This window comes from Marinoscillum sp. 108 (assembly GCF_902506655.1).
GTDB classification, from domain to species: Bacteria; Bacteroidota; Bacteroidia; order Cytophagales; family Cyclobacteriaceae; genus Marinoscillum; species Marinoscillum luteum.
This window is the reverse complement of the sequence record NZ_LR734808.1, coordinates 3334247-3347362: the sequence shown is the minus strand read 5'-3', so window position 1 is coordinate 3347362 and position 13116 is coordinate 3334247. Positions and strand designations below refer to the sequence as shown.

Here is a 13116-nt window from a genome sequence, read left to right as displayed (position 1 = left end):
TCTATTGCCCTGTAACCTGCTCAAGTCTGGCCCCTACTGACATAATCAGCGCCAGACTATCCTGTCGCATGTATTGCTCAAAGGTGAGCGTGTACTTGCCCTGGGCCGGGAAGTCATAAGCCGAAAGCAGCAACTGTCTGTGATCGAAAAGATCACCCAAACCGCTTCCATAGGGTTCTCCCGTTTTTGGATCGAAAAGATTAATGTTCTTTAACTCCTGAGCAAGCACTACCCCAGACGAGTCAGAAAGGGTGTACTGGTAGTACAAATTGTAAAAAGGGAAGTGCTGGGCATTCCTAATGTTAGCATAGAGGTCGTACTTGCGATCAGCAGCGGGTACATCAAACTCAAAGGTCACCAGCGAATCTTTATGCCAATAGGCCTCTTCAAGGTTCTTGTTTTCTTCAAACACTCGATCGGGATCACATGCCAGCAATAGGGCTACCGGAATGAGCAGCCAAATCGATTTTATCATGATGGTTTATTCTGATTATTGGGACGATTCTTTCGGTTCTTGTTCTTGTTTTTATTCTTATTGAACTTGCGCTTTTTGTTCTTCCCTTTAGATTTTGGATCTCCTTTGGAGAATTTTCTATCCATGGCCACCAGGTCACTATTCAACCCTACGTCATCTTTCACCACTTCCACCACATCCTCAGCCAGGGTCACAGGTTTCTTTCCGGCTTTGTTCAATTCCAGGATCTCATTCACCCGTTTCACATCCAGTGGATACCAGGTGTTTTCATCATCGTACCCAAACCACATGATTTTCCTGAATATATCAGTCTTTTGAAGTTTGGCCCTCCCTTTGGCTGTTTCCAGGGGCTTTTCCACTTCCGGAATATCCTTGAGCGCCTCCATGTAGGTATCCAGCTCATAGTTCAGGCAGCACTTGAGACGTCCGCATTGACCTGAAAGTTTACTCGGATTCAATGAAAGGTTCTGATACCGTGCTGCCTGGGTGCTTACACTCTTAAAGTCGCCTAGCCACGTAGAGCAACAAAGCTCCCGGCCACAGGAGCCGATACCGCCAAGCCTTCCGGCCTCCTGGCGCAGGCTAATCTGACGCATCTCCACACGAATTTTGAATTCGCCGGCCAGCAATTTGATCAGCTCTCTGAAATCAACCCGCTCTTCTGCGGAATAGTAAAAAGTGGCTTTGGTGTTATCTGCCTGATACTCCACATCGGTCAGTTTCATGCCGATCTTGAGGTCCTCGATGATCTGACGGGTGCGATAGAGCGTGGGCATTTCGCGCTTTTTCACTTCCCGGTACTTATCAATGTCGCGCTGGGAAGCTATGCGGTAAATGTTTTTGATTTCTTCGTTTTCTTCTACGCTACGCTTCTTCATCTGAAGACGCACCAGCTCCCCCTGCAGGGACACGTGACCGATATGATGACCATTCGGCACATCCACTACCACAGCATCGCCGGTAGTCAGGTTTAAATGATTATTATTCGTGAAGAATTCTTTGCGTCCGTTCTTGAACCGGACTTCCACTATATTGAAATCACTGACTATAGGATCTTCCATATTGGAAAGCCAGTCAAACACGTTCATTTTATTGCAGCCGCCAGTACTGCAGCCGCCATTGTTATTACAACCTAAGGCCACTCCATCCTCACTGCCAGCCGTACTACACGATGCACATCCCATGGTTTGAATTATTTAGGTTAAAATACCAAATATAACGAACAAGTGAAAGATCTAAGTTTTGAAGCATCAACACTTCAAAGCAGTGGGAAAGTTTTGTGCCAAAGGCGGGAGTCGAACCCGCACGAGCGTAAGCTCACACGTCCCTGAAACGTGCGCGTCTACCAATTTCGCCACTTTGGCATTAAAGAAGTAAAATCACAGGAAACCAAAATATTGGCCTGATAATTTTACCATTGACTTTTCAAAGCTAGGTAGATTTTTGCTAAAATCTACTGACCCAACTCTTGTAAATCAAATCCAATATCTGAACGGAAATTAATCCCTTCCCATTTGACATGCTCAGCCGCTTTGTAGCAATGACTAAGTGCCTCCCCCATGTTCTTACCAAGTCCTGTCAGGGCCATTACACGCCCCCCGTTTGTCACCAGTTTGTCCTGCACTTTTCTGGTGCCGGCATGAAACGTGATCACGGATTTCATCGAATCTGTAAATGATATTTCCTTTCCCTTCTCATAGGCATCGGGGTATCCTCCAGCCACGAGCATCACGGTGGCCGCGGTGAAGGGCTCCACCTCAAGCTTTTGACTAGCAAGAGTGCCGCGTGCTGCAGCCTCGAGAAGACTCACAAAATCAGATTTAATCCGCGGCAGGACTACCTCCGTTTCAGGATCTCCCATCCGCACATTGTACTCAATCACCTTAGGTACGCCGCCACTGTTCATCAGCCCTATAAAGACAAAACCAGTGTAATCCATTTGCTCCTTTCTGATGCCCTCAATAGTAGGCTTCACCACTTCATCCTCCACCCTTTTCATAAAATCCTTATCCGCAAAGATAACTGGTGAGATGGCGCCCATCCCCCCTGTGTTAGGTCCTGAATCCTTCTCTCCTATGCGCTTATAATCTTTGGCCTCAGGAAGTATGAGGTAATCCTTTCCGTCTGTTAGCACAAATACTGAAACCTCTATCCCCGGGAGAAACTCCTCTACCAGCACCTTGGCGCTGGCATCGCCAAACTTCTTGTTGATGATCAAATCATCCAGATTCTGTTTAGCCTCATCGATGCTCTCCGTGATCAATACCCCTTTACCCGCAGCCAAACCATCCGCTTTGAGTACATACGGAGGCTTAAGTTTTTCCAGAAACTGATATCCCTCCTGTATGTTCGATTGGTCAAATACTTCAGCAGCAGCCGTTGGCACTCCGTATTTTTTCATGAAATCCTTGGCAAACTCCTTGCTCCCTTCCAGGATGGCCCCATTTCGACCTGGCCCCACAATCAACAAATCCTTGCAAGCAGGGTCATTTTTCAGGTCATCCACCAGACCATTTACCAGAGGCACTTCCGGACCTATCACCACCAAATCGATATGCTTTTCCAATATAGCCGCTTTGATGCCATCATGATCCTCTACGCTGATATAAAGGTTAGTGGCCAGATCATGTGTGCCTCCATTGCCGGGCGCCACGAAAAGCTCATCACATTTAGCACTTTGCCGGATCTTCCAGACCATGGCATGTTCTCTCCCACCTGAGCCAATCACAAGTATATTCATTGGATATTTTGATTTTGTCAAAAAAAAGACCGCCCAAAAATAGACGGTCTAAATTAATTTTGTGGCGTTATTAAGGATTAATGCGCATGTTCTGACATGAATTTGATTCGCATGAGTCTCACTTCATCCTCGGAATAGAAATCGCGCAACTCTTCCATGGCATCTTCAATGCTATCAGACTCTGCATTCATGAAATAATCGATGATATCCTCCTGACGCTCGTCATCCAGCAGCTGATCGATGTAGTAATTGAGATTGAGTTTGGTGCCTCCGAAGCAAATGTTTTCAATTTCACGTATGAGCTGCTCATATTTCATCTCCTTTGACTCGGCTATATCTTCCAGGTCTATCTTCAGGTCAATCTGCTGGATGATAAAAATCTTGTTCTTGGATTTGACGCCAGACGACTTCACCAGCACATCTGATGCGGTGATAATGTCGTTTTCCTCAACATATTTTTCAATCATCTCCAAAAACGGCTTTCCGAATTTGCGGGCTTTGCTTTCCCCGACACCCACAATCTTGATGAGGTCATCCATGGTGGTGGGATAAAGCGTGGCCATCTCCTCCATTGAAGGATCCTGAAAAATAACGTAAGGTGGAAGATCCTTCTGCTTGGCTACCTTCTTCCTCAGATTTTTGATCATATCAAAGAGCACCTTATCATACGCCGTGGTATTAATGGTCTCCTTTTCTATTTCTTCTTCCTCTCCCTCAGTTTCGTATTCATGGTCTTTGACCAGGTCTACCGGATAAGGATCCAGCATAAATTCCACCCCCTTTGGGGTGAGCTTGAATACGCCGGGATTATCAATGTCTTTACAAATAAACTCATTCAACAGAGTCTGTCTGATGATGGACTTCCAGAAGTGCTCATCATTGCTCTTGCCCGCACCGAAGATTTTAAGTTTGTGATGGTTGTAACTCAGTACGTGCTCAGACTTGATGCCCAGTAGCACCTTACTCAGGTGGTCGAGATTAAACCGCTCTTCTGTCTGTGACACTGACTCTATCACCTTTTTCACATAGTCTTGCCCATCAAAGTGCTCTCTCTGATGGAGGCAATTGTCACAGTTTTCACAGTTCTCTACGTGGTACTCCTCTCCAAAATAATGCAGCAATTGCTTGCGGCGACATACCGCAGACTCTGCATATAGCGCCATTTCCTCCAGCAGGTACTTAGAGTTCTCTCTTTCAGTAACTGGCTTATCCTTGTTGAACTTTTCGAGTTTCAGGATATCATTGTAGCTGTAGAACATGACCACTTTACTCATGATACCGTCTCTACCGGCCCTGCCTGTTTCCTGATAGTACCCCTCGATGGACTTGGGCACATCATAGTGCACCACAAAACGAACATCGGGTTTATCTATACCCATACCGAAGGCTATCGTGGCTACGATCACGTCCACGTCTTCATTAAGAAATGCGTCCTGGTTTTTCATTCGCACATTTCCATCCATGCCTGCATGGTATGGTGCCACATTCACACCGTTTACTTTTAGAAACTCCGCGATTTCCTCCACCTTTTTTCTGCTCAGGCAGTAAACAATCCCGGATTCGCCCTTATGCTCTTTTACGATTCTGATAAGCTGTTTTTTTGCTTGCTTCTTGGGCTTCACCTCGTAGATGAGGTTGGTTCGGTTAAATGAGCTTTGGAAGACCTCTGCTTCTTCTATTTCAAGGTTCTTCTGAATATCCAACTGCACCTTGGGAGTGGCCGTGGCGGTGAGCGCCACAATCGGAATATCACCGAAGCTTTTAATGATGGACTTGATTTTTCGATACTCGGGCCTGAAGTCGTGACCCCACTCTGAGATACAGTGGGCTTCATCCACGGCAACAAACGAAATATTGGCTTTGTGCAGAAACTCTATGTTGCTTTCCTTGGTAAGAGACTCTGGCGCCACATAGAGCAACTTCACATCACCAGCCAGGGTCTCCTTCTTTACCCTGGTCATTTCCCCCTTATTCAGGGTACTATTGAGAAATCTGGCATTAATCCCTACTGCATTCATTTGATCCACCTGATTTTTCATCAAAGCGATCAGAGGTGAAATGACTATGGCTGTACCTTCCTTCACAATAGCCGGAAGCTGATAGCACAGTGACTTTCCAGCCCCTGTGGGCATAATGACAAAAGTATTTTTCCCATCCATTACATGCTGGATGATTTCCTCCTGAGTGCCTCTGAAGGTATTGTAGCCGAAAACACGCTTCAGTGTTTCCTTAAGTTTATAATCGATTCCGGTCTCCATCTATATCCTCTTCGTTCAAGGGATGTATAAATTAATAAAAATATTGGTATTTGCCGCACCAATGGCCCTCAGATATTCAATAGACGAGAGACACTGCTGTGCAGGTTGTAGCATTGGTCTATATTTGTCGAAAATAATCCAGAAAGCATTAATTTCAGCAACAGTCAACATGAACAAGAATATCCATGTAGTGATTATGGCAGGTGGTACAGGAACAAGGTTTTGGCCTTACAGCCGCAATAATAAACCAAAACAATTTCTAGATGTTTTGGGAACAGGCAGAACTTTGCTTCAAATGACCTTTGACCGGTTTAAGGAAACTGTACCCTCTGAAAATATCTGGGTGGTTTCCAACGAAATATACAAAGATCTTCTTGCCGAGCAGCTACCTGAGCTACCCAGCGAGAATATACTTCTCGAGCCCTCCAAACGAAATACAGCCCCTTGCATTGCCTACGCTGCCTATAAAATCAAAGAAAAAGATCCTAATGGCGTAATGGTCATTTTGCCATCCGATCATGTCATCTTTAAAGAAGCAGCTTTTGTGGAGGTGATTGGGCAGGCAGTGGACCACGCAGACGATGAACGTCTGTTTACTATAGGCATAGAGCCCCACAGACCTGAAACCGGATACGGTTATATCCAGTTTGAAGAATCCGACGAAGAAATCAAGAAGGTAAAGACTTTCACTGAAAAGCCCGAACTAGAACTGGCTGAGAAATTCATTGCTAGCGGCGATTTTGTATGGAATGCCGGCATTTTTGTGTGGAGTGTCACGGCCATCATCAATGCTTTTGAAACGTATCAGCCCGAGCTGGCGGAAACTTTTGAGGAAGGTTCTGGCATTTACTATACTCCCGATGAGCCGAAGTTTATCAAATCGGCTTATTCGCTCTCCAAAAGCAACTCCATAGATTATGCCATCATGGAGAAGTCGGACAGTGTATATGTGGTTTTGGGGGATTTTGGGTGGTCCGATCTGGGCTCATGGAATGCCCTGCACGAAATCAAGACCAAAGATGAGAACGAAAACGTAATAGAGGGTAATGTGATCACTTACGACTCTAAGGATAATTACATTCTCAGCGAAACCAATCGTGTGATCGTAGCCCAGGGACTGGAAGGCTACCTCGTTGCTGACTTTGAGGATGTACTCCTGATCTGCAAAAAGGAAGATTCGGGTATTTTCAGGCGGTTTGTCACCGATGTGAAAATGGAAAAAGGCGAGAAGTTTATATAAGCCTTTGCCTATTTACTTCGTACAGAGCCATGGCGGCAGCCACTGACACATTTAGCGAAGCTATTTCTCCACTGATAGGGATTTTCACCTGTTTATCGGCCATGGCCAGGTAGGCAGATGAAATTCCCTCATCTTCAGAACCCACTATGATGGCCGTGGGTACCATCAAATCGATATCCTGAAAGTAAGACTCTGCTTTCTCAGTACTGGCCACTATCTGAAGCCCAGAGTCCTTTAAGAACTGGATGGCTTCTTTCAGATTGGCCTCTCTGCACACGGGAATAAAATTGAGTGCTCCGGCTGACGTCTTGATGGCATCCGCATTGATTTGAGCACTGTTTTTGGTAGGGATCAGTATGGCATCCACACCCATGCACTCAGCAGTACGGGCAATCCCTCCAAAATTTCTGACATCCGTAACCCTATCCAGTATAAGGATAAGAGGCACACGTCTGTTTTCAAATACGGCAGGCAGCACATGGTCTATTTTGTGGTATTGTACAGGAGACAAAAAGGCCACCACTCCCTGATGGTTTTTACGGGTAAAACTGTTGATTTTTTCTACAGGCACCGTGGAGAGTGGAATCTGTCTCCCATGAATAAGCCCCTGAAGCTCTTTCGCCAGATCCCCTTTCAACCCCTTCTGAATGAACACTTTCTCAAGATCCTTTCCTGCATGGATGGTTTCTATGACAGCCCGTATGCCATAGATCATATGTTCATTTTTCTTTACTTCCATTTATAAGCCTTTTCTGAGATCCCCTACCTGTGAATACCACAGCCGCTCATACTGGCGGTCACGCTTCAAGGTATACATTGTGGGTGTAAAGAGAGTTGAAATCCTGATGAATTCAAATTCAGGGCCGTCATTATATTTCCAGACCTCTGTGCTTTCATTGCGGAAGACCTGATCTGGAAGACCAAAGATGATGTAGATCATCCCCCGGTCAGTTTTCCATCCCTGCTTGTAATCCGTGAAAAGTCTGTTAGCATCTTCCACCTGCTTGTAGAAGACACGAATGGCATTTTTCGCTCTAAACTTGGTCCCGTAGGTATTGAGCCAGAAATTTTCAAAAATCTTTTTACTTTGACTATCACTGATGGCCTTGAGCTCCGTAGGAGTGGTGATGTATGTAAGCGGACCAATCAGTTCATCCAATCGCTTGAACTCCGGATAGTACGCAGGACACTTGAGCAGCGTAAGGGCGGTTTGAGCCAGGGTATCCTCCTGAATGAGGTAAAAGTGGTAGTTCTCCATACTGACCAGCTCCCCTTCAAAATAAAAAGAACTATCGATGGACAGGCTGGGAGCTATAGGCTTCATGAGGCCCATGGGTGGGTCTGCCGACCCAAAATCATCCAGGTATTGGTATGCATGGAGCTCGCCTACTTCACCTGCTATGCGTACGCTCTCACCCGTCACATAACTATCAAAAATTGGGAGGCCCCGCTCATCCAGCGGAAGGTTTGGAGTAAACCCCACAGGGGTTGAAATCCTAACATCTCCAATTCTGTACAGCCCTCTGTTGAGGTCCACCATACTGATGAGCAACAATGCTTTTGAGGACTGGGGCAGGGTAAGTTTAAAGTATCCGGAAGACAGACTGATCTGCAGTGTATCCAGCGTGTAATTACTCAGGGTATCATGCTTGAGTGAATTGTATCTCTCCTGCAAAAGAAAATGACTCTGCCATGCACCCAGGCTATCGGTGCTCACCCTAAAATAAACCGCCACACCTTCATTCACCTCCACCACCCGATGACTGATGGTCATGCCGGCACTGAGATCATATTGAAAGCCAAGGTTAATTCTGGAAAGGTCTAAAGCATGAGAAACCGATGCCAGACAAATAAGGAAAATAAGAAAACCACTTCTCTGTCGCTGCATAAGGCAAAAAAGTTAAGTAATAATTTGGTTTCTTTGCCAAAAAAATTGCCATGAGTGTATATACTACTGAGATCACATCAGACCAGATCCCCTCAGACAACCCCATCCATCAAAGGCTCCTAAAAGCTTATTACGCAGCTGAGCCGCTGGTTTCGGGAGACTTGCTGGAACTGGGCTGCGGCGAAGGCAGGGGCGTATCCCTACTTCTGAATAAAGTAGATAGTTATTTGGGACTCGATAAAATTGAAGGAGTTATTGAAACATTACGTGGAAAATTCAAGAATGCGCGCTTTGAGTCAGGTGTTTTTCCTCCCATCGATTTGCCGGATAATAGTTTTGATACGGTGGTAAGTTTTCAGGTGATCGAGCACATTCAGCAGGATGAACTTTTTCTTTCAGAAATCCACCGCATCCTAAAGCCTGGAGGAAAAGCAATTCTATCTACGCCCAACATCAAAATGACCCTGAGCCGTAATCCATGGCACATCCGGGAATATACCGCAGATCAATTGGCCACTCTGGCTGGAAAATATTTCTCCTCAGTAGATATGAAAGGAATAGCGGGCAATGAAAAGGTGATGGAATACCATGAGCGCAACCGCAAGTCTGTGCAGAAAATCATGAAGTATGACATCCTGGACCTGCAATACAGGCTCCCGGCGGCACTGCTCAGAAAGCCCTATGAAATCCTCAATAGACGAAACCGAAATAAACTCAAAAACCAGTCGGACGAACTGGTTCTTTCTATCTCACATGAGGACTATTTTGTCAGGGAAAAGTCCGAACAAAACCTTGATCTTTTTGTTATTCTAAGTAAGTAAAAACAAAAAAAGATCATGAATTCAGAAAAACTAATAATCGAACTTAATCAACTACTCAGCGACTTTCATATTTACTATCAAAACACCCGCGGATTCCATTGGAACATCAAAGGAAAGCGGTTTTTTGAGCTACATGTAAAGTTTGAGGAACTGTACACAGAGGCCTTGACTTCTATTGATGAAATCGCCGAGCGTATTTTGACGATTGGTGGCACGCCGCTTCATGCGTTTGATGATTATCTCAGCACTTCAAAACTTCGTGTGCATAAAAATGTATCGCTCGACACAGCAACTGTTACGGCCATTCACGAACAACTGAGCCAGCTCGTGGATCAGGAAAATGTGGTGAAGGCGCTGGCTGTAGAATGTGGCGATAACGAAACAGAGGATATGATGATTGCCCTCATCAATACTCAGCAAAAAACCATGTGGATGTTTAAGTCCTGGCTGGGTGAGGAAGTGACCGCTTAATCATTAAAATAACGGTCGTGCCAGTTTTGAAAGACAAACAGGCACCACACCAAAATATGAGTATCGCCCGGGTCAAAAGAATAGAGCTTCTTTTTGATTCGGGCGATTTCATTCCAGTCAAATATGGCCTGAGCTTCTATCTTTTCGCGGTTAAATACCTTTTTTTCCAGCTCCCCTTTCAGGGCGCCTTTAAACCAATCCAGAAGAGGCACTTCGAACCCATGCTTAGGCCGCTGATATAACTCCTCAGGTAAAACCTCGCGAAAGGCCTCCCTAAGCACTATTTTCCTGCCAGTACTTGTTGCCTTCAAATCTGTGTGCATAGAAAAAGCCAACTCCACCACTGCCGGATCCAGAAATGGCACCCTCACCTCCAGGCCATTGGCCATGGACATCATATCTACTTTTGGGAGCATATCTCCCTGCAAAACCAACTGTGAGTCCAGCGCCAGCACCTCATTCAATTCACCCACCCTCATAAGCTGGAGCAGGTTATTCTTGAAAGACATATGATCTGTTTGATAATCAGACTTCAGCAACCTCCCTATCTGCAAATCATCAGTAAAGCTGGCCAGAAACCAGTACCGCTCCCTGAGGGTCATTTTCTGTGCACTGGCAAACCGGTGAAGCTGCCTGATGGTATCGGTGACCTTATGATTTCTTGACTTTGGGAGCTTTTCCCAAAGCCCCCCCAGTGAGGCAATCAGGCTGTTTCTTGCACTTGTCTGCTGACTCATGAGCCAGGCACTGTGCTTGTTGTATCCAGAAAAAATCTCATCCGCTCCATCTCCTGAGAGAGCTACTGTCACGTGCTTTCTGGTCTCTTTGCTCAGAATAAAGACTGGCAGTGCCGAAGAATCGCCAAAAGGCTCATCTATATAATCCACCACATTTTGCACCTCAGCCAGGAGGTCATCATTGGTCAGGGAAAATACATGATGATCCGTCTGAAATTTGTCTGCCACTAGCTGAGCATAGTGCGTTTCATCAAAGTATTTGTTGTCTTTGAATCCTATGCTGTAAGTTTTCAGGTCTTTGACCTCCTCGCTGGCCAGTGCCACAATGACTGACGAATCGATGCCCCCGCTGAGAAAAGCGCCTAATGGCACATCAGCTACCAGCCTGTCGGTCACTGCTTTTCGCAGCGTCGTAATCAACTGCTGTTTAGCTTCGGCCAGGCCTCGGATAGGTGGTGATTCCTGATAGGGAAATTCATAGAATTTTTTAATCTCCACCGCTCCATGTTGTACCACCATGTAATGACCCGGCAGGAGTTTTTTCACTCCCTCCAGTATGGACAGAGGAGCCGGAATGTAAGTGAGTTGAAAAAAGAGATGTAACGCTTCCCGGTTGATTTGTTTGTCCAAACCATAGGCCATCAGAGCCTTCAATTCGGAGGCAAACAACAAACGATCACCGTCCACATGATATACCAGAGGCTTGATCCCAAGCCGGTCCCGAGCCAGAAAAAGCAATTCCTCCTTTTGATCATAAATGGCAAACGTAAAGAACCCATTCAGCCTGGGGAGCACCTCCTGCCCCCACCGGATATAGGCTTGGAGCAACACTTCCGTGTCGCTGTCCGAATGGAAAACACACCCTTCATTTTGAAGCTCAGTCCTTAGGTGCTTGTAGTTATAAATTTCCCCATTGAATACAATGTGATAGCGCCCGGAGGCATCCGTCATGGGCTGATTACCGGCGGCCGAGGTGTCAATGATGGACAACCGCCGGTGCCCTAGCCCTGCCACCTCATCAAACCAGGTGTTATGAACATCAGGGCCACGTTTTTCCAGGCGCCTTGTGGCTGCTTCCAGATGCACGAGATTGATTCTCCCGACAGAGTTAAATGCAAAAATTCCTGTAATCCCGCACATATGGCATTAAATTTATGGACTAAAGCATGAAATCATACAGGGATGAACGGTACTTTTCTTAAAATCCTCTTTATCGCAAGTTTTAGCCTTCTGATGGTCAGTAATATTTCGGCTCAAAACCGGAAAAAGACCAAAAAGATTGATCGGGTAATCGCCGAGGGAAGAAGATACATAGGCACCCCCTATCGTTACGGGGGCATGTCCAAATCCGGCATAGATTGCTCCGGGTTGATTTACAATTGTTACAAGACCATCGATGTAACCCTGCCACGTACGGCGAAAGACCAATCCAAAATAGGTAGCAGCAAAACCTGGGACAGCATCCGCCCAGGAGACATTGTTTATTTTAAGTTTAAACAAAAAGGTGAAAAGTGGTACCACGCCGGCATGATCACCTATGCGGAAAAGGATGACATCAGGTTTGTGCATGCCTCCACACGGAGCGGAGTGATAGAATCCAGCCTGATGGATAGCTACTATATGAATAATGTGAAGAAGTTCAGGAGAGTGATAAAGTAAGGCCGTTTAACAAGCTCAGAATTTTTTAAAAGAGATGGCAGTAAAATATTAGATTATACATGTCAAGAAAAGTTTGATATCACTAAAGCAATCGAACTGGGTGATGACTTTTAAAAAGTAATGAATCATACGAAATTTCTGTGGGGATTGATTCAATATGGATTAGTGATCCCACACGTCATGTGGCGCAATCCGACTGATTGCTACTACCCTTCATTTTCTTTGCTTGCCCAAAGAAAACGAAGCAAAAGAAAAGGCACCAACGCAAAAAATCATTTTGACTCATCGTGTTTCAGCCTTTTTTAGGAATTTTATTGGAGTCAAAATGATTCACACTTGCCTTGGATGCCCCGCCCGCCTTTGCGCCCTTACCTTTCTGAATCCACAGCGCATTAATTCGACTTTACAAAATATAACTATATAGTGATGCCCAACACAAATATTGCTTGATCAAAAGTAATTGCTGGAACTAGGGGGTTCGCTAAAACAAAAAAACACCTCAAGCATTGAACTACAATTACTTAGGTGTTTTAATAAAGTGGAGCATATCGGATTCGAACCGATGACCCCCACGCTGCCAGCGTGGTGCTCTAGCCAGCTGAGCTAATGCCCCTTTTTTTGATCAGAAAGTGAATCAGCGTGGTGCTCTGGTCTCCGCGACCCGGCCACCTGCGCTAATGCCCCTTTTTCGAGTTTAAGCGCAAGCCTGATGCTTTTGCTCTTTAAGGATTGCGAATTTAAGCTAAAATTCAATTTAACCAACCCCTCCTTTATATTTTTCTCCCGTCATCAACCCTTCCACGCGATCCCGTGTCCTGATAGACAGA

11 protein-coding genes and 2 tRNA genes are annotated in these 13116 nt (G+C 45.5%); 4 read left to right on the top strand and 9 right to left on the bottom strand.

The annotated features are described in order from the left end of the window. Position 1 precedes the first annotated feature (1 nt). From GV030_RS13620 to recQ, 5 genes are all read right to left on the bottom strand, one after another. Positions 2-475, bottom strand: a complete 474-nt coding sequence (locus GV030_RS13620; RefSeq protein ID WP_159582925.1) for a gliding motility lipoprotein GldH — start codon at positions 473-475, stop codon at positions 2-4. Then, the gene (locus GV030_RS13615) at positions 472-1659 is read right to left on the bottom strand and encodes a regulatory iron-sulfur-containing complex subunit RicT (protein ID WP_159582923.1); all 1188 of its coding nucleotides are present in this window, start codon (positions 1657-1659) and stop codon (positions 472-474) included. Before GV030_RS13615 ends, GV030_RS13620 begins: the two co-directional genes overlap by 4 nt. A gap of 96 nt (positions 1660-1755) precedes the next feature. After that, a tRNA-Leu gene (locus GV030_RS13610) sits at positions 1756-1839 on the bottom strand. 89 nt (positions 1840-1928) lie between these two features. Continuing rightward, complete coding sequence (gene purD / locus GV030_RS13605; RefSeq protein WP_159582921.1) at positions 1929-3215, bottom strand: phosphoribosylamine--glycine ligase; 1287 nt, start codon at positions 3213-3215, stop codon at positions 1929-1931. Between the two features lie 77 nt (positions 3216-3292). After that, positions 3293-5473, bottom strand: a complete 2181-nt coding sequence (gene recQ, locus GV030_RS13600; protein ID WP_159582919.1) for a DNA helicase RecQ — start codon at positions 5471-5473, stop codon at positions 3293-3295. 169 nt (positions 5474-5642) lie between these two features. Here recQ and GV030_RS13595 point away from each other — a divergent pair, with 169 nt between their 5' ends. Then, positions 5643-6713 carry a mannose-1-phosphate guanylyltransferase gene (locus GV030_RS13595; RefSeq protein WP_159582917.1) on the top strand — a complete coding sequence of 357 codons (1071 nt, stop codon included), beginning with the start codon at positions 5643-5645 and terminating at the stop codon, positions 6711-6713. On the opposite strand, the gene rlmB is transcribed toward GV030_RS13595, so the two are convergent. Together rlmB and GV030_RS13585 are read right to left on the bottom strand one after the other, a co-directional pair. Continuing rightward, positions 6706-7452, bottom strand: a complete 747-nt coding sequence (rlmB, locus tag GV030_RS13590) for a 23S rRNA (guanosine(2251)-2'-O)-methyltransferase RlmB (protein WP_159582915.1) — start codon at positions 7450-7452, stop codon at positions 6706-6708. The two genes, GV030_RS13595 and rlmB, sit on opposite strands and share 8 nt — an antisense overlap. Beyond that, entirely contained in the window at positions 7453-8601 is a 1149-nt protein-coding gene (locus GV030_RS13585) for a GWxTD domain-containing protein (protein ID WP_159582913.1), read from the bottom strand. A gap of 50 nt (positions 8602-8651) precedes the next feature. Between GV030_RS13585 and GV030_RS13580 the strand changes: the two genes are divergently transcribed. Beyond that, positions 8652-9422, top strand: a complete 771-nt coding sequence (locus GV030_RS13580; protein WP_159582911.1) for a bifunctional 2-polyprenyl-6-hydroxyphenol methylase/3-demethylubiquinol 3-O-methyltransferase UbiG — start codon at positions 8652-8654, stop codon at positions 9420-9422. A gap of 15 nt (positions 9423-9437) precedes the next feature. Further along, entirely contained in the window at positions 9438-9893 is a 456-nt protein-coding gene (locus GV030_RS13575) for a Dps family protein (protein WP_159582909.1), read from the top strand. Here GV030_RS13575 and asnB read toward each other — a convergent pair. Next, on the bottom strand, positions 9890-11770 hold the full coding sequence (gene asnB / locus GV030_RS13570) for an asparagine synthase (glutamine-hydrolyzing) (RefSeq protein WP_159582907.1): 1881 nt from the start codon (positions 11768-11770) through the stop codon (positions 9890-9892). The two genes, GV030_RS13575 and asnB, sit on opposite strands and share 4 nt — an antisense overlap. A gap of 42 nt (positions 11771-11812) precedes the next feature. Here asnB and GV030_RS13565 point away from each other — a divergent pair, with 42 nt between their 5' ends. Next, the gene (locus tag GV030_RS13565) at positions 11813-12289 is read left to right on the top strand and encodes a C40 family peptidase (protein ID WP_159582905.1); all 477 of its coding nucleotides are present in this window, start codon (positions 11813-11815) and stop codon (positions 12287-12289) included. A 539-nt stretch (positions 12290-12828) separates the two neighbouring features. On the opposite strand, the gene GV030_RS13560 is transcribed toward GV030_RS13565, so the two are convergent. Then, positions 12829-12902 (bottom strand) — tRNA-Ala (locus tag GV030_RS13560). Between the last annotated feature and the right edge of the window lie 214 nt (positions 12903-13116).